Genomic DNA, 21297 nt, shown 5'->3' with positions numbered 1-21297 from the left:
GTGGGCGTGGCGCCGGCGAGGGGTCAGGCGGAGGCGGGAACGGCGCCGCGGTCCGCGACGGCGGCCTGGACGCGCGGGGCGACCTCGGTACCCAGCAGCTCGATCGACCGCAGGACGGCGTCGTGGTCCATCGAGCCGAGCGAGGACTGCATCAGGAAGCGGCTGTGACCGAAGTGCTCGTGGTGGTGGACGATCTTGCGCGCGACCGTCTCCGGGCTGCCGACCAGCAGGTGGCCCTCGGGGGACAGCGCCGCCTCGTACTGCGCCCGGGTCAGGGGCGGCCAGCCGCGCTCGCGGCCGATGCGGTCGATCATCGTGCGGTACGGGCCGAGGAAGGTGCGGGCGGCCGTCGCGTCGTCGTCCGCCACCAGCCCGTGGGCGTTGACCGACACGCCGAGGGCGCCGGCGTCGTGCCCGGACTGGGCGGCGATCTTGCGGAAGCCGTGGGCGAGGTTCGCGAACCGGACGGGCTCACCGCCGATGATCGCGATCGCCAGCGGCAGGCCCATCTGCGCGGCCCGGACGACCGAGCCCGGGTTCCCGCCGACCGCGACCCACAGCGGCAGCCGGTCCTGCAGCGGCCGGGGGTAGACCGTCTGGCCGCCGAGCGGTGCGCGGAAGCGGCCCGACCACGTGACGGGCCCGTCCTCGCGCAGCGCCGCGAGCAGCCGCAGCTTCTCGTCGAAGAGCTCGTCGTAGTCCTGCAGGTCGTGGCCGAAGAGGGGGAAGGACTCGGTGAACGACCCGCGGCCGGCCATGATCTCGGCGCGGCCGCCGGAGATCAGGTCGAGGGTCGCGAACTCCTGGAAGACACGGACCGGGTCGTCCGAGCTGAGGACGGTGACCGCGCTCGTGAGCCGGATCCGCTCCGTGCGGGCCGCGACCGCCGCCAGCGCGACCGCGGGGGTGGAGACGACGTAGTCGGCGCGGTGGTGCTCGCCGAGCCCGAAGACGTCGAGGCCGTGGCGGTCGGCCGCCTCCGCCTCTTCCAGCAGCTGCTGCATGCGCCGGCGCGAGGCCTCGGGCAGCGCCTCGTCTCCTTGGGGCACGACGTCGGCGAAGGTGTACGTCCCGAGCTCCATGACACGCACGATACCGCATGTGATTGCGTGCGCAACTACGTGATCCGGAGTCCCGGAGTCCCGGAGTCCCGGGGTCCGAGGTCCGCGGTCAGCGCCGACGGGGTTGGGCCTCGCGCCGCGCGCCCACCTCGTCGAGGCGCGTGAGGACCAGGGCCTCCCGCTCGGCCAGCTCGGCGTCGAGCTCGGCCAGCTGGGCCTGGCGCCCGCGGACCAGCGCACGCTGGCGCTCGACGTTGCCGAGGGCCGCTCGCAGGATCTCCGCCCGGCGGCGGGGCGCCGTGTGCTCGGCGCGGAACTCCTCGCGCAGCACGGTCCTGGCGTCCTCGGCGGCGATCAGCTCCCGCAGCTCCTCGAGCGAGACGCCGAGCAGGTCCTTCAGCCGCAGGACGGTCTGCAGCCGCTCGGCGTCTTGCGGGCTGTAGGTCCGGTGCGAGCCGGACGCGCGCTCGTCCGGTCCGGGGAGCAGCCCGATCTCCTCGTAGTAACGGATCGTGCGCACCGTCGTCCCGGTGAGCCGGGCCAGCTCGCCGATGCGCATGTCGCGCTGCTCGTCCATCAGGCCGGGACCCGCGCGGACGGGGTGGGCACCGCGGGGGCGGTGCCGGCGCCCGTGCCCCCGGGGGCCGTCTTCCGCCGCATCAGCGCAACGGCGGCGCCGGCCAGCGAGGTCGCGGTCAGCACCCACATCGCGATGTGCAGGTTGTGGATGAACGGGTCCAGCGCGTCGGCGGACAGCCCGGTCGTCACGCCCGAGAAGATCGACAGCAGCGTCTCGGTCGGGATGCCGTTCGTCACGATCGCCAGCAGCAGCGCGATCGACAGGACCGACCCGGTGTTCTGGAGCATCATCCGCGTCCCGCCGGCGATGCCGCGGCGGTGGGCGGGGACGGCGCCCATCATCGCCGCGGTGTTCGGCGAGTTGAACATGCCGGACCCGATGCCCGCGATCAGCAGCCAGGTCGCGGTCAGCCAGTACGGCGTCCCGACCTGGAGCGTCGCCATCCCGGCCATGCCCGCCGCCGAGACGATCAGCCCGATCGCCGAGAGCGACCGTGCGCCGTGACGGTCGGCGTAGCGGCCGGCGATCGGCGAGCTGATGAGCATGCCGGCGGCAAGCGGCGCGAGCTTGACGCCGGCGAGGATCGGGTCGTCGCCCAGGGCGCCCTGGAAGTAGAGGACGAAGACGAAGGTCAGCGAGAAGCGCGAGAGGCCGGAGAGGAACGCAGCGCCGGTGGCGGCGTTGAAGCCGCGGTCCTCGAACAGGGAGAGGTCGAGCATCGGCTCGGCGACCCGGCGCTCGACCAGGATGAACGCGGGCAGCAGGACGGCGGCCGCGAGCAGGGACACGACGGTGTGCGCATCGGTCCAACTGACGATGCCGCCGCGCGACATGCCGTACGTCAGGCCGGTGAGGCCGACGACGAACAGCAGCGTCCCGAGCCAGTCGAAGCGGCGCTCTTGCTCGGGCGGGACCAGCTCCTGCAGGACGGTCGCCGCCCAGTAGGTGCCGAAGAGACCGATCGGGACGTTGAACCAGAAGACCCAGTGCCAGGAGATCTCGACCAGCGCGCCGCCCAGGACCGGACCCAGGACGAGGCCGACACCCGCGATCATGACGTTGGTCCCCATCGCGATGCCGAGCTCCTCGCGGGGGAAGGCGTCGGTCACGAGCGCCGTCGCGTTGGCGAACAGCATCGCGCCGCCCACGCCCTGCAGGACGCGCCACAGCAGCAGGTCGGTCCCGCCGGTCGCGAAGCCGGCGCCGAGCGACGCGACCGTGAAGACGGCGAAGCCGCCGACGAACGCGCGCTTGCGGCCGAAGACGTCGGACAGCCGCCCGAAGAAGAGCACGAGGACCGTCGACGCGATCATGAAGGCGAGGATCACCCAGACGAGCGTGAGAAGGTCGACCCCGAGCGCGCGCTCGAGCTCCGGCAGCGCGATGACCAGCGTGCCCGAGTTCAGGGTGGCGAGCAGCATCCCGAGGCTCGTACACGAGAGGGCCCACCACTTGTAGTTCGCATGGTCCGCATCCACGCCGAATCTCTTTCTTACGTTCACGTCAGCTTACGCTAGCAAATGCGTGCGGCGTCCCCCGATGGGCCGTCCGGGTTCTCCGCTCGGGGTAGGACGGGCGCGCGGTCGCGCGCGTAGCGTTGACGGCATGCCCGTCCCCACGATGCCGCGCCCGATCTTCGAGCCTGATCACGATGCCCTGCGCGAGAGCTTCGGCCGCTTCCTCGACGCGGAGATCGTCCCCAACTACGACGAGTGGGAACGCGACGGCCATGTCCCGCGCGAGGTGCTGAAGCGTGTCGGGGAGCTCGGGTTCTACGGGATGGCCGTGCCCGAGGAGTACGGCGGCGCCGGGACGGAGGACTTCCTCTTCAACAGCGTCCTGAACGAGGAGGCGTGCCGCCGCGGGCTGGCCGCGTTCTCGCTCTGCTTCACGATGCAGAACGACGTCGCCCTGCCGTACTTCGTCGAGCTCGGCACCGAGGAGCAGCGCGAGCGCTGGCTGCCGGGCATCGTCTCCGGCGACCTGCTCCTGGGCATCGCGATGACCGAGCCGCAGACCGGCTCGGACCTGGCCGCGATCACCACGTCGGCCAAGCGGGACGGCGAGCACTTCATCGTCAACGGCTCCAAGACGTTCATCACCAACGGCGTGAACGCGGACCTGATCATCACGGCGGTCCGGACCGGGACCACCGGCACGTACGCCGACATCTCGCTGCTCGCGGTCGAGAACGACACGCCCGGGTTCACGCGCGGGCGCAACCTCGAGAAGCTGGGGCAGCACGCGCAGGACACCGCCGAGCTGTTCTTCACCGACGCGCGCGTCCCGGTCGCCAACCTCCTCGGCGGCGAGGGCGAGGGCTTCAAGCTGATGGGGCGCAACCTCGCGCAGGAGCGGATGTCGATCGCCGTCGGCGCGATCGCGTCCGCACGTGGGGCGCTCGAGCGGACCGTCGAGTACACGCTCGACCGCAAGGCGTTCGGCCGTCCCGTCGGCACGTTCCAGAACTCGCGCTTCGTGCTCGCGGGCTGCCGGACCGAGGTCGAGGTCGCGCAGGCGTTCGTCGACCGTTGCCTGCTCGCGCTGAACGCGGGGACGCTGACCCCGGACGAGGCGGCGATGGCAAAGTACTGGTGCTCGGAGGCCCTGGGCCGAGTGGTCGACAGCTGCCTGCAGCTGCACGGTGGCTACGGCTACATGACCGAGTACCCGATCGCGCGCGACTACGCCGACGCCCGCATCCTGCGGATCTACGGGGGGACGACCGAGATCATGAAGGAGATCATCGGGCGCGCGATGGGGCTGGGCGACGTCAAGCGCTGAAGCGGCTGCGGCACGGGCGGGCCGCGGGACGGTCACACTGTAGGCGTGCGCCTCGTCCTGAACATCATCTGGTTCGTCTTCGCCGGCTTCTGGATGGCCCTCGGCTATGCCTTCGCCGCGCTGATCTGCTTCATCCTGATCATCACGATCCCGTTCGGGATCGCATCCCTGCGGATCGCGGCGTTCGCGCTGTTCCCGTTCGGCAAGACGGTGGTGGTGCGGCCGGATGCGGGCCTGGGCGCGGGGATCGGCAACGTGATCTGGTTCGTGCTCTGCGGCTGGTGGCTGGCCCTCGGCCACCTCATCACCGGCGTGATCCTGTGCGTGACGATTATCGGGATCCCGCTCGGGCTGGCGAGCTTCAAGCTGATCCCGGTGTCGCTGCTCCCGCTGGGCCGCGACATCGTGAACGTCGACGGCTCGCAGGCGTTCGGCTCGCGCATCTGAGCGGGCGCGCGGCGCTGGCTGCGCCGGACGCGCGTGATCGGCGCGGGTAGTGTCGCGCCATGACACCCAGCACGGCGGTCCCGCAGGCTGAGGACTGGCACGACGGCTTTCGGCGCCGGACGGCGATCGAGCTACGTCCCTCGCTCGACACCCTCGTCGACGAGTGCGTCGCCTACGTCCAGGCCTCGATGCCCGAGCTCGACGTCGACGAGGAGCTTGCGGAGGGGCTGCAGCAGAGCGCCCACGACAACCTCGAGCGGATCTTCGACATGCTCGGAGACGGGCGGCCGGTGGGCGAGACGACGGCGCCCCCGGGCGCCATCCGCTACGCGGAGACCATGGTGCACCGGGGCACGCCGCTCGCGACGCTGCTGCGCGCGTACCGGCTCGGGACGATGTGGTTCTGGACCCTGTGGAAGCGCGAGATCGCGGCGCGGGTCGAGGACCGGGAGCTGTTCATCGAGGCGGTCGACCACTCGATGCAGTTCGTCTTCGACTACGTCGACGCGGTCAGCGAGGAGGTCACCGAGGAGTACGCCAAGCAGCGCGAGCAGTGGGCGCGGACCGCCGCGGCACTCCGTCACGAGACCGTGGTGCAGGTGCTGTCCGGCGAGCCGCTGGACCTCGATGTGGTCGCGGCGCGCCTCGGCTACGACGTCCGGGAGAGCCACCTGGCGCTGGTCCTTTCGGCCGTGGCGGGGGACGACGCCGAGGACGTCGTCGCGCGCCTGGAGGAGCAGGCCCGGCAGATCGTCGCGCCGCTGTCGCCGCGCCGGCTGCTGCTCGTCCCGGACGGCCGCACCACGCTTTGGGTGTGGTGCAGCCTCGCGTCTGCGTCGCCGGACACCGAGATCGCGGCCGCGCTCGGGGCGCACCGGCTGCCGCGTTCCGTGGTCGCCGCGTGCGGGCTGCGCGGCGAGGGCCGGCGGGGGTTCGTGACCTCGCACGAGGAGGCGCTGCACGTCAAGGAGCTGCTCCGCGTCGGCGGCCGCCACCACGGCCGGGCGGTCCACTACGACAAGGTCGTCGTGAGCTCGCTGATGGCGGCGGACCTCGAGCGCGCCCAGCGGTTCGTGGCGCACGAGCTGGGGGCGCTCGCGGCGGGCGACGACGCGACCCGGCGCATCCGGGCGACCGTCGCGGTGCTGCTGGAGAGCGGCCAGCGGACGGCGACCGCCAAGCGCCTGGGCATTCACCAGAACACCGTGCACTACCGGGCCAAGCACGCCGAGCGGCTGCTGGGCCACCCGTTGTCCGAGCGGCGCTTCGAGGTCGAGGCGGCGCTGCGGCTGCTGCGCGCGATCGAGCCCTGACGACCCCGTCTCGGCGCCGGTGCTCACGGGTTGTCATCCGTGTACAGACATCCGCGAGGGGACTGGACACGGGTGACGAGTTCCCGCGTCTGAGCCCGGCGTACCGTCGCGGCCATGCCGGAGACGACGATCGACATCGACACGGGCGGGACGTTCACCGACGCCTTCGTGGTCCACCGCGGCGAGGTGCACACCGTCAAGGTGCTCACGACGCCGCACGACCTGGCGCTGTGCTTCGCGCAGGTGCTCGAGCGGGCCGCGGAGGTGATCGGGATCAGCGTCGACGACCTGCTGTCGGAGGCCGCGTGCGTGCGCTACGCGACGACCGTCGGCACGAACGCGGTCATCCAGCGGACCGGTCCGAAGATCGGCCTGATCGTGTCCGGCGACGAGCTGGCGGTCTACGGCGAGGGCGGCCCCGGCGCGCGCCTCGTCGAGCGGTTCGGCGCGCCCGGGATGGTGGCGGCCGTCGGCGCCGCGTCCAACGGGACGGGGGACGCCGAAGTGGTCGACGCATCGAAGGCGCTGCTGGGGCGCAGCGCCCGCGGCCTGGTCTGCTCGATCGGGACGGCCGCCGACGGTGCGGCGGTCGAGCGCCGCGTGCTGGCCTCGTTCCGCGGCCACTACCCGCGCCAGTGCCTGGACACGGTCCCGCTGACCCTCAGCCACGACGTCGCGTCCGACCCGGACGACGTCCGCCGCACCGCCACCGCGCTCTTCAACGCGTACGTCCATGACGACGTGGCGCGGTACCTGTACCGCGCCGAGGACTGGCTGCGCGAGAACGGCTACACGCGCCCGCTGCTGATCGTCCACAACGACGGCGGCTGCGCGCGCGTCGCCAAGACGGTCGCCGGCCGGACCTACAACTCCGGCCCGACGGCCGGGCTGCTGGGCGCGGAGGAGATCGCCCGGGTCTGTGCGATCGACGACCTCGTGACGTTCGACGTCGGGGGGACGTCGCTCGACGTGGGGTTCCTCTCCGGCGGCCGGGCGCCGTTCCTGGAGCACGGCCGCGTCGTCGACGTCGACGTCTCCTTCGCGATGCCGGACATCCACGTGCTGGGCAGCGGGGGCGGGTCGATCGCCCACACCCTGGACGACGGGACGATCGAGGTCGGGCCGCAGTCGGCCGGGGCGAACCCCGGCCCGGCCTGCTTCGCCCGCGGCGGGACGGCGCCGACGGTGACGGATGCGGACGTGGTCCTCGGGCTGATCGCCCCGGACCGGTTCCTGGGCGGCCGCATGGCCCTCGACGCGGACGCGGCGACACGGGCGATGCAGACGCTCGGCACGGACGCCGTCGCGGTGGCTGCGTCCATCCGCGCGCGACTGCACGACAACATGGCGGCGCGCATCGGTTCGGAGCTGCAGGCGGCCGGCCTGGACCCCGCCCGGACGAGCATGCTGGCCTACGGCGGCGGCGGGCCGACGCACGCCTGCGACGTCGCCGCGCGGCTCGGGATCCGGGAGGTGCTGACCGTCCCGTTCGCCGCCGTGTTCAGCGCGTTCGGCGCGTCCTCGGCTGACGTGCGCCACGTATACGACGCGGCGCCGGGGGACGGTGTCGACGACGCTCTGCGCACGCAGGCGCTGCGCGACATGCGCGGCGAGGGCTTCGGCGCCGACCAGGTGACGCTGAGCGTCGCGGCAGTGCAGCGGCACGGCGTCGACCGCACGCAGGTCACCGCGGTCGCCGTGCTCTCGCACCCGCAGCTCGAGCCCGTGGAGACGACGGACCACACGCCGGACCCGGACCGCACGCGGACGGTGACGTGGCCGGGGGTCGGGACCCTGGAGACCGACGTGCACCGCGCGGCCGAGCTGCGCCCGGGCGCGCAGCTGGCCGGCCCCGCGGTCCTGGAGGCGGACGACACGACGCACGTCGTCCCGCCCGGCTGGACGTACCGCATCGACGCGCTCGGCATCGGGCGCCTCACGCACACCGACGACGGAGGCCAGTGACATGAGCACCACCTACGAGCGCGAGATCATCACCGAGTACCTGGAGATCGATCTGCAGACCGAGACCTGGCGCTGCCGGCGCTGCGACCACGAGATCGGCCCGGCCCGCGACGCCTACAAGCGCGGCCTGCTGCTGTACGACCGCGACCCGCGGGAGATCTACGACGCGAAGATCGACGCGGCCTACAGCTACGCGCCGGACCCGGAGTGGTGCCGCATCGTCGAGTGCTGCTGCCCCGGCTGCGGGACCCAGGTCGAGGTCGAGTACCTGCCGCCGGGCCACCCGATCTCGAACGACATCGAGCTCGACATCGACGCGCTCAAGGCGCGGCAGCTGGCGGCCCGCTCTGCCGCCGCGGACGAGGAGAACTGACATGGAGATCAACGTCGACATCGGTGGCACGTTCACCGACTGCTTCGCCACGGACGGCACCCGCGTCACGACCGCGAAGGCGCTCACGACCCACCACGACCTCTCGCAGGGGTTCATGACGGCGGTGGACGACCTCGCCACCGGGTTCGGCATCACCACCGACGAGGTGCTGCAGCGGACCGAGGCGATCCGCTACGCGACGACGCTCGGGACGAACGCGCTGATCGAGCGCACCGGTCCGCGCCTTGGCCTGCTGACCACGCGCGGTTTCGAGGACGTCGTCCCGATCGGCCGCTGCCGGTCCTACGGCGAGGGCCTGTCCCACACCGAGAACCGCAACCTCGCCAAGGCCCGCCGGCCCGAGCCGCTGATCCCGCGCGACCACATCGTCGGCCTGCGCGAGCGGATGGACCACGCCGGGAAGGTCGTCATGCCGCTCGACCGCGACGAGGTTCGCGAGGCCGTCGGCGAGCTGGTCGACAAGGGCGTGCGCGGCTTCGTCGTGAGCCTCATGTGGTCGTTCAAGAACCCCGCGCACGAGCAGCTGATCCGCGACGTGATCGAGGAGGAGTACCCGGACACGTACCTCGGGCGCTTCCCGATCATCCTCGCGCACGAGGTCTCCGGGCGGGCCGGGGAGTACGTGCGGTCGATGACGTCGATCCTGGACGCGTACCTGCATCGGTTTACCGCGGACCGCATGAGCGACCTGCGCAACGAGCTGCGTGACCGCGGTTACGCCGGCCCGCTGCTGCTGGTCCACAACAGCGGCGGCATGGGCTCGCTGGCGCGGACCACGCCGCTGCAGACGATCCACGCCGGGCCGGTGGCGGGCCTCTTCGGCTCCCGTCACATGGCCGAGCGGTTCGACCTCGGCAAGGTCGTCACCACCGACATGGGCGGGACGTCGTTCGACATCGGCGTCGTGGTCGAGGGGTCGGTCCGCTTCTACGAGTTCAACCCGGTCATCGATCGCTGGCTCGTGCAGATGCCGATGATGGACATCAAGGCCGTGGGGGCGGGCGGCGGGTCGATCGCGACCCACGACGTCATGCGCGGCGTGGCGGTCGGGCCGCGCTCGGCGGGCTCGACGCCCGGGCCTGCGTGCTACGGCCAGGGCGGGACCGAGCCCACCGTCACCGACGCGAACCTCGTCCTCGGCTACCTGAACCCCGACTGGTACCACGGCGGCGAGCTGACCCTCGACGTCAAGCGGGCGCAGCGCGCGATCGACCGGCGCGTCGGGAGGCCGATGGGCCTGGACACCGCGCGGGCAGCGCGGGCGATCCGCACCGTCGTCGACAACAACATGGGCGACGCGATCTTCAAGGAGATCGTGCTCAAGGGCTACGACCCGCGCGACTTCACGGTCTTCTCGTTCGGGGGTGGCGGGCCGCTGCACGCCTGCGGGTACGCGGAGGTGCTGCAGATCCCGCGGGTGGTCGTCCCGCCGAACTCGCCGGTCTTCAGCGCGTCCGGCGCGGCCGGCCTGGATCTGCTTCACATCTACGAGCGGTCCGAGCACGTCGTCCTGCTTAACCCGCTGTTCAAGACGAAGCTCGAGGACTACTCGGTGGTCAACGACATCGTCGACGGGTTCATGGCCGAGGCGGCCGCGGACTTCGCGGACGAGGGCCACACGCCGGAGGAGATCCGCTACGTGCTCGAGCTCGACATGCGCTCGGGCGGTCAGCTGTACGTCACGACGATCTCCTCGCCGTGCCTGCGGATCGAGTCCGAGGCCGACCTCGCCGACATCCTGCAGGCCTATTTCACCGAGTACGCCGACCGCTTCGGCGAGTTCGCCGTGACGGAGGAGGTGGGCGCGTCGATCGAGACGGTGAGGTTGCGGGCGTCCGTCCCCCGCGAGCGGTGGGAGCCCCAGGCGCTGCCGGCGGCGACGGTCGCCGTCGAGGACTGCGTCAAGGCCACGCGTGACTGCTGGTGGGAGCGCAGCTCGGGCTACGAGCCGACACCGGTCTACGACTACGACCGGCTCGGCCCCGGGCACCGCCTGTCCGGCCCCGCGATCCTCGAAGGTCGCGACACCACCGTCGTCGTGCAGCCGGGCTGGGACGCCGAGCTGGACGCGGTCGGATTCCTCATGCTGACGAAGGAGGACGTGAAATGAACCCGCCCCAGACCCTGACGTCGCCGGACGCCGCGGCTGTCCAGACCGACGCCGAGCGGCAAGCCGCAGCCGGCGCGTTCTTCGCCGACCTCATGAACGACAAGCCCGTCATGTACGGGCCGTCGGCGGCGATCGTCGACTCCAACGCGCTGTCGCCGCGCAGCGCCGACGAGGAGCGCGCACTGGCCGGCGACCTGGACGAGGTCGAGCTGACCGTCGCGCAGAACCGGCTCGAGGTCATCCTCGAGAGCGCCAAGGAGATGCTCGAGCAGACGGGCGCCGCGCCGGGGGCGAAGTGGGGCGACCTGACCTGCGGGCTGTACTCGGCCGCCGGCGATCTGGCGCTCGCCTCGTCCAGTGGCGTCGTCGTGTTCGCCGCCTGCGCGTCCGCCCCGGTGAAGCACATCGTGAAGGACTGGATCACGGAGCCTACGGTCGGGGTCCGTCCGGGCGACGTCTTCTACCACAACGATGCGCGCTACGGCGGGGTCCACAACGCCGACCAGTCGCTGTTCATCCCGATCTTCATCGACGGTGTCCTGGTCGCCTGGGCGGGGGCCACGATCCACGAGGGGGAGAACGGCGCGACCGAGCCCGGCGGCCTCTCGCCGAGCGCGCTGAGCGTCTACGACGAGGGCCTGAAGATCAGCCCGGTGAAGGTCGCCGAGAACTACACGTTCCGCCGCGACATCGTGAACCTGATGCAGAACAACGTCCGCGATCCGCTGATGCAGCTGATCGACATGCGGGCGAAGCTCGCCGCGTGCATGCGGATCGAGGAGCGCGTGTTGGAGGTGGTCAAGGACCGCTCCGGGGACCTGGTCGTGGCCACGATGCGGCTGGCGCTCGAGCGCACCCGGGACGAGGTCAAGCGGCGGTTCGCCGAGATGCCCGACGGCATCTTCCGCGCGGTCGGCTTCTGCGACACGACCCTGCTCGAGGACCGGATGCTGAAGATGGCCGTCCAGCTCGAGAAGCGCGGGGACAAGGTCATCTGCCGGACCGTCGGCACCGGGCCCGCGATCCCGGACCGCGCGCTGAACATGGACCCGACCTTCGCCCGGGCGCTGTTCTCGAACAACCTCATGAACTTCTTCTGGTCGGACCTGCCGCGCAACGCGGGCTATGTCGCGGCGATCGAGTTCGAGTTCGAGGCCGGGTCGATCGCCAAGTCCGGCGCCGACTGCCCGAACGCGCTGTCGATGGTCGCAGCATGCTTCTTCCAGACGCTGATGCACCAGTGCATGAGCAAGCTCGCGTTCAACAAGCCCGGCGACATCGAGATCATCGCCCCCTGGTACGGCATGACGCAGGCCATGTTCTACGGCGGCCTGAACCAGTGGGGCATGCCCGTCGCGAACCTCATGATCGACATCAACTCGATGGGCGGCGGGGCTCACGCGGACCGCGACGGCGAGCACTCGTGCGCCCCGTTCTTCGCCTCGATGGCCGACTACGGGGAGATGGAGGACCGCGAGACGGAGTTGCCGATCCTTGCGCTCGGACGGTCGCTGACGGTCGACAACCACGGCTACGGCCGCCACCGCGGCGGCTCGTCGGTCGAGTGCATCTACATGATCTGGGGCGTGCCGGAGTTCGCGCTCGGGTCGCTCGCGACGGGGTCGAAGTTCCCGACGATCCCGGGGCTCTTCGGGGGCTACGGCGGGCCGTCGTCGCCGCTGACGAAGTACGTCGCGTCGTCCCCGGACGACCTGAAGGAGGCGCTGCGCACGCGCGGGGCCGAGGTGCCGTACACCGCCGACGCGCTCCATCGTGATGGCGGCCTGCCCGGGACGTGGGAGACGTTCCGCGCCTCCTCGACGGCGGACATCGTCCACGAGGGCGACCTCTGGATGCTGCAGGTCGGTGGCGGCGGCGGGTACGGCGACCCGCTCGAGCGCGACCCGGCCGACGTCATGCGGGATCTGCGCGAGTCGCGGATCTCCCACGGGACGGCGACGCGGATCTACCACGTGGTCTACGACGAGGCGCGGCTGAAGGTGGACGTCGATGCCACCGCCGCCGCACGGGACGCCGAGCGCGCCGCCCGCCGCTCGCGGTCGCTGCCGTACGACGAGTTCGTCGCCCGGTGGCGCCGCGACGAGCCGCCGGTCGCCGTCCCGTTCCTGGGCTCCTGGGACTGGGACGAGCAGCTGTAGTCGCGTTTCGGGAAGACTGAGCCATGCTCATCGACGCCTTCGACCGCGGTGCGCGCCTGGCACCCGACGCGCCGTGCCTGCAGATGCAGGACGGCAGCCTGACGCTCACCTACCGCGAGACGGATGCGCTCGCGCACCGGATCGCCGGCGCGCTGGACGCGGCCGGGGTCGGGACGCAGGCGCGGGTCGGCGTCCTGTCCCCGAACGCGCCGCACGCGTTCTGCTGCATCCTCGGCGCGCTGCGGCTGAACGCGGTCTGGGTCCCGCTGAACACGCGCGCGATGCCGAAGGACCTCGTCGCGATGCTCACGCTGACCGGCTGCGACGCGCTCTTCTACGACCCGTCGCTGCTGGACTTGGCGACGGACGTCCTCGACGGGCTGCCGGCGGCGCCCCGGGTGGTCGTCGCGACGCGGGCCGGCGGCCGCGACGGCGACCCCGTCCTGGGCGACTGGATGGCGGCCGACGGCGTCCGCGTCCCCGAGCCGGCCGACGCGCCCGACAGCCTCGCGCTGCTGTTCGGGACGGGCGGCACCACCGGGCGCTCCAAGGCGGTGCGGATGCGCCACCGGATGATGGAGACGATGAACCTGGCGTTCGCCGCGCACCTGCCGGAGGACGAGCCGCCGGTGATGCTGATGGCCGCCCCGATGACCCACGCCGCCGGGCCGATCTGCTTCCCGGTGTTCGCGCAGGGCGGAACGGTGATCGTCCACGACGGCGTCGTCCCCGCGGCGGTGCTCGCTTCGATCGAGCGCCACCGGGTCACCCGCCTGTTCCTGCCGCCGACCGCCATCTACGCGCTGCTGGCCGACCCGGGCGTGCGCGACCACGACTACTCGTCGCTGCGGTACTTCATCTACGCGGCCGCGCCGATGGCGGTCGACAAGCTGCGCGAGGCGATGGACGTCTTCGGGCCGGTGATGACGCAGACGTTCGGCCAGGCGGAGGCCCCGATGATCGCCACGGTCATGACGCCGCGTGACCACGCGGAGGCGGTGGCGGACGACGGCAAGGCCGCGCGGCTGTTCAGCGCCGGGCGGCCGTCGCTGGTGGCCAAGGTCGCGATCCTGGACCCCGAGGGGAACGTCCTGGGGCCGGGCGAGGAAGGCGAGATCTGCGTCCGCGGCGCGCTCGTGATGGACGGCTACCACGAGGACCCGGAGCAGACGGCGAGCACCCGGCGGCCCGGCGGCTGGCACGGGACGAGCGACGTGGGCCGGATGGACCAGGACGGGTTCGTCTACATCATCGACCGGCTGCGGGACATGATCATCACCGGCGGCTTCAACGTCTGGCCGAGCGAGATCGAGCAGACCATCCACACCGTGGACGGCGTCAAGGACTGTGCGGTGATCGGGCTGCCGGACGAGCGCTGGGGCGAGGCGGTCACCGCGGTGGTCGAGCTGCGCGAGGGCGCGTCGGTCGACGCCGCGGCCGTGATCGCCGCGTGCCGCGAGCGGCTGGGCGTGGTCAAGACGCCGAAGGCCGTGATCTTCCGCGAGCTGCCGCGCAGCCCGGTCGGCAAGGTCCTGAAGCGGACGCTGCGCGAGGAGTACTGGCCGGCCGCGGGGGGCCGGTCGGTCTGATGGCCGCGGTCCGCCTGGCGCTGGCGCTGCAGGACGTGGCAGCGGCGCGGTCCGGGCGGACGGTGGCCGGCGCCCTGGCGGACCCGGTCGCGTGGGCCTACGTGCTGCGCGACGCCATCGCGCTGGCCGAGCCGGACCTGGTGGTCGCCCACGTGGATCCGGCGCTCGAGGCGGGTGCGCTCGCCGCGGCCGTGGGGGACGGCGACGGGGACTGGGTCGACCGCTTGCTGGACGCGCCGCCGTTAGGCGACCTGGCTCCGTGTGCGGCCGCGGTGCAGCTGGTCGCGACGCTCGCCGCGCTGCCGGGCCTCGGCGGACGGGTGGCGGCGTCGCTGAGCTCGCCGGGGTCGATCGCCGGGCGGCTGGGTCCGCTGCTCGTCCCCCACGGGTTTGACGCGGAGGCGGACGGCGAGGAGCTGGCGGACCTGGTCGCCGACACGCTGACGGGGCTGATCGCCGCCTACGCGCAGGCCGGGGCGGCGATGATCCTGCTGCCGGGGGGCGCCGCCGGCGACAGCGCAGCGCTCGGCCCGCTGACCCGTAGTGCCGCCCACGCCCAAGTCGCGATCGCGACGACGCCGGCGCTGCTGTCGGGGGATGCATGGGCCGGGAGTGTCGCGACGCTGACCACCGCACTGGAGGCCGCGCGGGCCGCCGCCGGCGCGCACGGGGTGGTCCTCGCCGAGGTGCCCGGCACGGTCGACGTGCAGCTGCTGCGCGCGGCCCGAGACCTGTGACGACGTCTGCGTGAGACGCAGAACACCTATGACGTGCACTGCGTCTCACGGAGACCCGGCGGGACGTCGTTGGTCACGGGCGCCCACCGCCGGCGCCGCCGTTGTACACGGATGACAGGCGCCGCGGCGTGAGGGCGGCGTAGCGTCGGCGCCATGTCCTCCACCGAGCTGAACCGCTGCTTCCGCCTGCGTCGCCGGCCCGTCGGCCGCGTCACCGAGGCCGACCTCGAGTACGTCGAGGAGCCCGTCCCCACGATCGGCCCCGGGCAAGCACTCGTGCGGACGCTGTACCTGAGCGTCGACCCGACCAACCGCATCTGGATGAGCGAGATGCGCTCCTACATCGCGCCGGTCGCGATCGATGCCGTCATGCGAGGGATCGGCATCGGGCAGGTGGTCGCGTCCGAGCGCGACGACTTCGCGGTGGGGGCGATCGTCACCGGGCTCACCGGCTACCAGGCCTACGCCGTGATCGACGACGCGACGGACGAGATGCCGTACTCGGTGCTGCCGGAGCCGCTGCCCGCACCGCTGTCGATGTTCCTCGGCGCGCTCGGGCACACGGGCATCACCGCGTACCTCGGCCTGGAGGACATCGGCCGGCCGCAGCCGGGGGAGACGGTGGTCGTGTCGGCTGCGGCCGGGGCCGTCGGGTCGATCGCGGGCCAGATCGCGAAGGCGCGCGGCTGCCGCGTTGTCGGCCTGGCGGGCACGGACGAGAAGTGCGCGCACGTCACGGGGACGCTCGGCTTCGACGCCTGCGTGAACTACAAGGACGCGGACTGGCGGGAGCAGCTGGACGCCGCCGTCCCGGACGGGGTCGACGTCGACTTCGAGAACGTCGGCGGGGAGATCATGGACCACGTCATGAACCGCCTGAACCTCGGGGCGCGCGTCGTGGTGTGCGGGATGATCAGCCAGTACGAGGCCTCCAGCGGCGACAACGCCTGGGGCGGTCAGCTCTCGATCGGCCAGCTGATCATGCGCCGCGCGTCGATGAAGGGCTTCGTCGTCCTGGACCACGCCGACCGCTTCCCGGAGGCGATCGGCGCGCTCGCCGGTCTGCTCGCGGAGGGCCGGCTGCACACGGACGAGACGATCGTCGACGGGATCGAGCACGCCCGCGACTGCCTGAACCGCCTGTTCGACGGCACGAACCAGGGCAAGCTGCTGCTCCGCGTCGCGGACGCCGAGCTGCCCGTCCCTACGACGGAGGCCGCCGCCGCGACGGCGTAGGCCCCGGCTGGGGCTACGAGGTCCGGGCGACGGGCGCGCCGCGCAGCATCTCGGCCACGAGGAACGACAGCTCGAGCGACTGCTGCGTGTTCAGGCGCGGATCGCACGCCGTCTCGTAGCGGGCGCTCAGCTGGTCGTGCAGGATGTTCTGCGCGCCGCCGACGCACTCGGTGACGTCCTCGCCAGTGTGCTCGACGTGGATGCCGCCGGGGTGAGTCCCGAGCTCGTGGTGGACCTCGAAGAAGCCCTTCACCTCGTCGACGACCCGCTCGAAGTCGCGCGTCTTGTAGCCGCTGGGCGACTCCTCGGTGTTGCCGTGCATCGGGTCGCACTGCCAGACCGGCAGGTGGCCGGTCTCGCGCACGGCGTTCACGATGGCGGGCAGCTGCTCGCGCACGCGGTCGTTGCCCATGCGGGCGACGAGCGTGACGCGGCCGTCGATGCGGTCCGGGTCCAGGCGCTCGACGAGGGCGACGGCGTCCTCCGGCGTGGTCTTCGGGCCGATCTTGACGCCGACCGGGTTCGCGATCAGGGCGCCGAGCGCGACGTGGGCGCCGTCGAGCTGACGGGTGCGGTCGCCGATCCACAGCTGGTGGGCGGACAGGTCGTAGATCCGGCCGCCATCGAGCCGCAGCATCGCGCGCTCGTAGTCGAGGACGAGCATCTCGTGGCTGCAGTACATCTCGACGGTCCGCAGCGAGCTGTCGTCGACGCCGCAGGCGGACATGAAGCGCAGGCCGCGGTCGATCTCCTGGGCGACCTGCTCGTAGCGCTCGCCGGCGTTGGACTGCGAGACGAAGTCCATGTTCCACTCGTGGACGTGGTGCAGGTCGGCGAGGCCGGCGCCGGTGATGGCGCGCGTCAGGTTCATCGCCGCGGCGGCGTTGGCGTAGGCGCGCAGCAGGCGGCCCGGATCGGGCACGCGGGCCACGGGGTCCGCCTCGAACGCGTTGACCATGTCGCCGCGGTAGGACGGCAGGCCCAGTGCGTCGACGTCCGAGCTGCGCGGCTTGGCGTACTGGCCGGCGATGCGGCCGACCTTGACGACGGGCGTGGCCGCGCCGTAGGTGAGGACGACGGCCATCTGCAGCAGCGTGCGGATCGTCCCGCGCAGGTGCTCCTCGGTGTTGTCGAGGAACGTCTCCGCGCAGTCGCCGCCCTGGAGCAGGAAGGCCTCGCCGCGGGCGACCGCGCCGAGGCGCGTCTGCAGGCGGTCGACCTCGGCCGGGACGGTGATCGGCGGGACGGCCTCCAGCAGCGACCTCACCTTGACCACGTACTCGGGGTCGGGCCAGCTCGGCTGCTGCACGGCCGGGCGGGCGAGCGCCTCGTCGAGCGCCGTCCGCAGGTCGGCGGGGAGCGGGGGCAGCGACGGAAGGTCGTCTGCGGGAATGTCGACGGTCCAGTTCATCGGACCCACAGCGTAGGGCGAACGGCCCGCGGGCGGCTCCGTGGCCGCCCGCGGGTCGTGGCCGGTCCGTCAGTAGTAGTAGCGGTGGTCCGCCCGCGGCTGGCGGACGAACATGACGCACGCCCGGGCCAGCAGGCCTGCGCCGTCGTCGTGCATGGCCCAGGCATAGCGCCGGGTGCCCGAGCGGTCTGTGGTCCAGTAGACCGTCTCGGTCGCCGGGTAGGAGTTCTGCCGGTAGTCCTGGTTGTCGCGGTCGCAGTGCGTCGGCAGCGTCCAGCCCTGGGCGCGCAGGTAGGCCGTCGGGGTCTGTCCGGTCGTCCTTCCGCTCACGAGCTTGCGCGTCTCGGCGAGCGACGGGATGTGGTGGCCGACGTTCAGGAAGTCCTGGATCTGGTCGGAGAGGTAGATCCCGGGCCGCGGCGCCTCCCAGACGATGCCGGTCTTCGTGTCGACGATCTCGTAGTCGCCGCCGAGCAGGAACGGCAGCTTCGCGTAGCCCGGTGCGCGCGCGGTGTACTGCTTGTCGATGAGCGACTTGACCGCGGCACGCTTCTCGGCCTTGTAGCCGTCCGTCGAGTCCGCCTTCACGCTCGAGTACTCGTACTCGACGCGCAGCATGAGCAGCAGGGAGTTGGCCGTCTGGTAGTAGTCGAAGATGCGGCCGGCGGCGCGGCCGTCGTCCGACGTGAAGAAGCGGTTCCCGACGCGCTCGGCGCGGTAGGCCATGTGGACGATGTCGTCGTTGCCCTGCGGGCTGTAGATGACGTGGTTCAGGAAGTTCTGCTCGTCCTTGAGCTTCGTCTCGATGAGGTTCAGCAGCTCCTGCCGCTTCTCGGCGCGCAGCGTGGGGTCGGTGTACTTGCCGTTCGCCAGGTCCTGGAGCAGGTCGACGGCGTGCATGACACGGCCCACAAGCTCGCTGGCCGAGTGCCGGACCGCGTTCAGCCGGGCGTTGTGGAGCGAGACGGACGTCCGCAGCACCTCGTCGTGCAGCTTGTCGACCGAGGCCTCGATGCGGTCAAGCTTGACGCCGACGGCCTTCAGCTCGGCCAGTTGCTGCGCTGCCGGATCGGCGAACCCGACCTGGGACAGCACCGCGCCGAAGGCGTCGCCGCCGACCTTGGAGATGACGCCGGAGGCGAGGTTCGAGCCGATGAACGACAGCGCGCTCACCGCGAGCGGCGCGAGCCGGACCTGGGCCTTCTGGGCCGGCTGACGGGGCGGGACGGGCTTCTTGGCCGCGACCGCGGTGGCCGGGCCGGCAGCGAGTGCGGCGAGGGCGGCGACGGGGAGCAGGGCACGGGCGGCCCGGGCGGGGATCATGCTGGGGAACCTGACGGGAAGGGGAAAGAAGGACGGAACGCGACCTACCGCGGCGCACGGTACTCGTCGAACGCCGACAAGCAATCGCACATCCGTCCGATCGTCCGCCCACGCACCGGCGCTCGTCCGGCCCGCGCCACCCGGACCGCCGATGCTTGCTGCGCAAGGCTGCCAAGGGGCAGTACGACGCAGCAAGGTGTGGCTCCTTCGGGGTACGCGGCAGCCGAGACTTCGGTCGCCGCCGCCTAGACCTCTGGCCGATGCCGCAGCCAGGGCCGCGCACCTAGCGTCGGCGGCATGCCGATCGAGAAGACGAAATGGCCGCCGGTGCTCGCCGTCCTGGTGCTGGCCCCGTGGTTCGCCGAGATGTCGTGGGGCGGGTACCCGCTCACCGACATCCCGGTGATCCTGCTGTTCGTCGGTCCCCTGTACGGCGGCGCGGCGCTGCTGATCCGCGAGGTCGCGCGCCGGACCGGTCGGGGCTGGCCGACGATCGTGCTGCTCGGCGCCGCGTTCGGCGTCCTGCAGGCCGGCCTCGTCGACCAGTCGCTGTTCAACCCGGCGTACGACCGCTACGACTTCCAGCACCCGGTCCACGTCGACGGCCTGGACATCAGCCTCTACTACCTGCTGGCGTTCGTCGCCGGCCACGTCGTCGCGAGCATCGTCGCACCGATCGCGGTCGCCGAGTGCTGGTCGCGACGGGGCTCCGAGCCGTGGCTCACCCGGCGCAGCCGATCGTGGGTCGCCGGCGTGTACGTGCTGGCCACGGTCATCAACCACTTCGGGGTCAAGGACGAGGTGGGTCACGGCTTCCAGGCCGAACCGGTCCAGATGGCGGCGGCCGCGGCGGCGGTCGCGGTCCTCGTGGTCGCCGCTCTGCGGTGGCGGCCGCGGCCCGCGACCGACGTCCGTGTCCCGGGCCCCCTGGTGGTCGCGGGGCTCGGGTTCGGGGCGTACCTGCTCTACCTGCCCGGCGAGAACGCGGCCGCCCTCGTCTTCGGGGTCTTCGTCCTGCTCCTCGCGGTCGTGGTCCTCGGCACGTGGTCGCGCAGCCGGCGCTGGACCGCCGACCACACCGTCGCGCTCATCGCTGGCTCGGTGCTGGTCGGCGTCGTGGTGCCCTTCTGGAGCGAGCCGTACGACGACTCCGTCGGCGCCGCGCAGGAGCTTGCGGCCGACGTGGCGGCGGCGACGGTGTGCCTGGTGATCGTGGTGTCGACGGCGTACCGGCGGCGGTCCCTCAGGTCGGGCGCGTCTGCGGCGCCGACCAGGCGGGCGCTGCCCCGGCCGGGGTGAGGGCGAAGCAGACGACGTCCTGCGGGAAGCGGTACGCCGCGGCGCCGTCGTCGCGGCAGCCGGCGAGGTAGTCGCCCAGCACCGGCGCCTCGCGCAGCCCCGCGAGGCCGAGGGCGTCGTCGAACAGGCAGCGCTGCAGGTAGCCCTCGAGCAGCGCTTCGGCGGCGACGGGCACGCGGTGCTCGTAGCGCAGGTGGTGGGTGCTGCACGTGAGCCCGCGCGGCTCGGCGGCCCGGGCGAGGGCAGCCGCGACGTCCTCGCCGGAGAGGTACGGCGTGCCCGCCCCGCCGCGGACCCCGTCCAGGAAAGCCCGATAGACCGCGAGGTAGTGGCCGGCGTACGCGCCCTGGGCCATGAAGCCGCAGCCGCCGGGGGCGATCGCGGCGACGAACCGCTCGGCGGCCGCGTCGAGGTGGTCCGGGGGCAGGGCGTACAGCGCGTGCGTGGCCCAGACGACGTCCCACGGCCCGGCGCCCGGATCGAGGTCCTCGAGCGTCGTCTCGTAGCGGGCGGCGGCCGACAGCGGCGGCCGCAGGACCGCAGCCGCCTCGGCGATCGAGAAGGCGCTCGGGTCGAGCAGGTCGTACTGGACCCCGGCGGCGGCGACGGCGGTGAGGGCGTCGGCGGCCAGCAGCGCGGCCGGGAACTTGCCCGAGCCGCACGCGACATCGAGGAGCCGCAGTGGCTGCGCCCGGTTGGGGCGGCGCGCGAGCACGTCGCCGAGGAGCGCGTCCCAGTCGAGGACCCGCGCGAGCAGCGTGTAGTCGAGCGCGGCGAACGCGTAGAAGGACTCCATCTCCGTCCGGCCGGCTTCGCTCCAGTGGGCGAGGCTGCGAGCGGCGGTGTCGTCGCCATCCGGCGAGGACGGGGCTGATGGCACGTGGGACAG

The 21297-nt window shown here is 72.1% G+C and carries 17 protein-coding genes; 11 read left to right on the top strand and 6 right to left on the bottom strand.

Annotated elements, in window-relative coordinates:
* Positions 1-23 precede the first annotated feature (23 nt).
* From DSM112329_RS24285 to DSM112329_RS24275, 3 genes are all read right to left on the bottom strand, one after another.
* Positions 24-1082, bottom strand: a complete 1059-nt coding sequence (locus DSM112329_RS24285; RefSeq protein ID WP_354699145.1) for an LLM class flavin-dependent oxidoreductase — start codon at positions 1080-1082, stop codon at positions 24-26.
* A gap of 88 nt (positions 1083-1170) precedes the next feature.
* A complete protein-coding gene (locus DSM112329_RS24280; protein WP_354699144.1) occupies positions 1171-1638 on the bottom strand; it encodes a MerR family transcriptional regulator in 468 nt (155 codons plus the stop codon).
* Positions 1638-3062: an MFS transporter gene (locus DSM112329_RS24275; protein WP_354699143.1), complete on the bottom strand. Its 1425-nt coding sequence runs from the start codon at positions 3060-3062 to the stop codon at positions 1638-1640. The genes DSM112329_RS24280 and DSM112329_RS24275 overlap by 1 nt, the downstream gene beginning before the upstream one ends.
* A 199-nt stretch (positions 3063-3261) precedes the next feature.
* Here DSM112329_RS24275 and DSM112329_RS24270 point away from each other — a divergent pair, with 199 nt between their 5' ends.
* From DSM112329_RS24270 to DSM112329_RS24225, 10 genes are all read left to right on the top strand, one after another.
* Complete coding sequence (locus DSM112329_RS24270; protein WP_354702526.1) at positions 3262-4425, top strand: acyl-CoA dehydrogenase family protein; 1164 nt, start codon at positions 3262-3264, stop codon at positions 4423-4425.
* Positions 4426-4470: 45 nt separating this feature from the next.
* Positions 4471-4872: a YccF domain-containing protein gene (locus DSM112329_RS24265; RefSeq protein ID WP_354699142.1), complete on the top strand. Its 402-nt coding sequence runs from the start codon at positions 4471-4473 to the stop codon at positions 4870-4872.
* A 59-nt stretch (positions 4873-4931) separates the two neighbouring features.
* Entirely contained in the window at positions 4932-6185 is a 1254-nt protein-coding gene (locus DSM112329_RS24260) for a helix-turn-helix domain-containing protein (protein ID WP_354699141.1), read from the top strand.
* A gap of 114 nt (positions 6186-6299) precedes the next feature.
* Positions 6300-8150 (top strand): hydantoinase/oxoprolinase family protein, encoded by a 1851-nt coding sequence (locus DSM112329_RS24255; RefSeq protein WP_354699140.1) that lies wholly within the window; start codon positions 6300-6302, stop codon positions 8148-8150.
* A 1-nt stretch (position 8151) separates the two neighbouring features.
* Positions 8152-8523, top strand: coding sequence for an acetone carboxylase subunit gamma (locus DSM112329_RS24250; RefSeq protein WP_354699139.1), 372 nt, complete (start codon positions 8152-8154; stop codon positions 8521-8523).
* A gap of 1 nt (position 8524) precedes the next feature.
* Positions 8525-10654: a hydantoinase/oxoprolinase family protein gene (locus DSM112329_RS24245; RefSeq protein WP_354699138.1), complete on the top strand. Its 2130-nt coding sequence runs from the start codon at positions 8525-8527 to the stop codon at positions 10652-10654.
* Complete coding sequence (locus DSM112329_RS24240) at positions 10651-12813, top strand: hydantoinase B/oxoprolinase family protein (RefSeq protein ID WP_354699137.1); 2163 nt, start codon at positions 10651-10653, stop codon at positions 12811-12813. The genes DSM112329_RS24245 and DSM112329_RS24240 overlap by 4 nt, the downstream gene beginning before the upstream one ends.
* 23 nt (positions 12814-12836) lie before the next feature.
* The gene (locus DSM112329_RS24235; RefSeq protein ID WP_354699136.1) at positions 12837-14402 is read left to right on the top strand and encodes an AMP-binding protein; all 1566 of its coding nucleotides are present in this window, start codon (positions 12837-12839) and stop codon (positions 14400-14402) included.
* Positions 14402-15139, top strand: coding sequence for a hypothetical protein (locus DSM112329_RS24230; RefSeq protein ID WP_354699135.1), 738 nt, complete (start codon positions 14402-14404; stop codon positions 15137-15139). Before DSM112329_RS24235 ends, DSM112329_RS24230 begins: the two co-directional genes overlap by 1 nt.
* A 153-nt stretch (positions 15140-15292) precedes the next feature.
* Entirely contained in the window at positions 15293-16375 is a 1083-nt protein-coding gene (locus tag DSM112329_RS24225) for an NADP-dependent oxidoreductase (protein WP_354699134.1), read from the top strand.
* Between the two features lie 13 nt (positions 16376-16388).
* On the opposite strand, the gene DSM112329_RS24220 is transcribed toward DSM112329_RS24225, so the two are convergent.
* Complete coding sequence (locus DSM112329_RS24220; protein ID WP_354699133.1) at positions 16389-17786, bottom strand: class II 3-deoxy-7-phosphoheptulonate synthase; 1398 nt, start codon at positions 17784-17786, stop codon at positions 16389-16391.
* A gap of 69 nt (positions 17787-17855) precedes the next feature.
* Positions 17856-19109, bottom strand: a complete 1254-nt coding sequence (locus tag DSM112329_RS24215; RefSeq protein WP_354699132.1) for a hypothetical protein — start codon at positions 19107-19109, stop codon at positions 17856-17858.
* 297 nt (positions 19110-19406) lie between these two features.
* Here DSM112329_RS24215 and DSM112329_RS24210 point away from each other — a divergent pair, with 297 nt between their 5' ends.
* Positions 19407-20408 (top strand): hypothetical protein, encoded by a 1002-nt coding sequence (locus DSM112329_RS24210; protein ID WP_354699131.1) that lies wholly within the window; start codon positions 19407-19409, stop codon positions 20406-20408.
* Here the strand turns inward: DSM112329_RS24210 and DSM112329_RS24205 are convergent.
* Positions 20353-21288: a class I SAM-dependent methyltransferase gene (locus DSM112329_RS24205; RefSeq protein ID WP_354699130.1), complete on the bottom strand. Its 936-nt coding sequence runs from the start codon at positions 21286-21288 to the stop codon at positions 20353-20355. The two genes, DSM112329_RS24210 and DSM112329_RS24205, sit on opposite strands and share 56 nt — an antisense overlap.
* Between the last annotated feature and the right edge of the window lie 9 nt (positions 21289-21297).

This window comes from Paraconexibacter sp. AEG42_29 (assembly GCF_040581415.1).
Lineage (GTDB): Bacteria > Actinomycetota > Thermoleophilia > Solirubrobacterales > Solirubrobacteraceae > Paraconexibacter.
The sequence above is the reverse complement of the archived record's forward strand: the minus strand, read 5'-3'. Positions and strand labels throughout refer to the sequence as shown.

What these genes read in the sequence shown, in the direction of transcription:
- DSM112329_RS24285 (WP_354699145.1), bottom strand. Translation starts at nt 1,082, where the DNA reads ATGGAGCTCGGGACGTACACCTTCGCCGACGTCGTGCCCCAAGGAGAC.
- DSM112329_RS24280 (WP_354699144.1), bottom strand. Translation starts at nt 1,638, where the DNA reads ATGGACGAGCAGCGCGACATGCGCATCGGCGAGCTGGCCCGGCTCACC.
- DSM112329_RS24275 (WP_354699143.1), bottom strand. Translation starts at nt 3,062, where the DNA reads ATGCTGCTCGCCACCCTGAACTCGGGCACGCTGGTCATCGCGCTGCCG.
- DSM112329_RS24270 (WP_354702526.1), top strand. Translation starts at nt 3,262, where the DNA reads ATGCCGCGCCCGATCTTCGAGCCTGATCACGATGCCCTGCGCGAGAGC.
- DSM112329_RS24260 (WP_354699141.1), top strand. Translation starts at nt 4,932, where the DNA reads ATGACACCCAGCACGGCGGTCCCGCAGGCTGAGGACTGGCACGACGGC.
- DSM112329_RS24255 (WP_354699140.1), top strand. Translation starts at nt 6,300, where the DNA reads ATGCCGGAGACGACGATCGACATCGACACGGGCGGGACGTTCACCGAC.
- DSM112329_RS24250 (WP_354699139.1), top strand. Translation starts at nt 8,152, where the DNA reads ATGAGCACCACCTACGAGCGCGAGATCATCACCGAGTACCTGGAGATC.
- DSM112329_RS24245 (WP_354699138.1), top strand. Translation starts at nt 8,525, where the DNA reads ATGGAGATCAACGTCGACATCGGTGGCACGTTCACCGACTGCTTCGCC.
- DSM112329_RS24240 (WP_354699137.1), top strand. Translation starts at nt 10,651, where the DNA reads ATGAACCCGCCCCAGACCCTGACGTCGCCGGACGCCGCGGCTGTCCAG.
- DSM112329_RS24235 (WP_354699136.1), top strand. Translation starts at nt 12,837, where the DNA reads ATGCTCATCGACGCCTTCGACCGCGGTGCGCGCCTGGCACCCGACGCG.
- DSM112329_RS24230 (WP_354699135.1), top strand. Translation starts at nt 14,402, where the DNA reads ATGGCCGCGGTCCGCCTGGCGCTGGCGCTGCAGGACGTGGCAGCGGCG.
- DSM112329_RS24225 (WP_354699134.1), top strand. Translation starts at nt 15,293, where the DNA reads ATGTCCTCCACCGAGCTGAACCGCTGCTTCCGCCTGCGTCGCCGGCCC.
- DSM112329_RS24220 (WP_354699133.1), bottom strand. Translation starts at nt 17,786, where the DNA reads ATGAACTGGACCGTCGACATTCCCGCAGACGACCTTCCGTCGCTGCCC.
- DSM112329_RS24215 (WP_354699132.1), bottom strand. Translation starts at nt 19,109, where the DNA reads ATGATCCCCGCCCGGGCCGCCCGTGCCCTGCTCCCCGTCGCCGCCCTC.
- DSM112329_RS24210 (WP_354699131.1), top strand. Translation starts at nt 19,407, where the DNA reads ATGCCGATCGAGAAGACGAAATGGCCGCCGGTGCTCGCCGTCCTGGTG.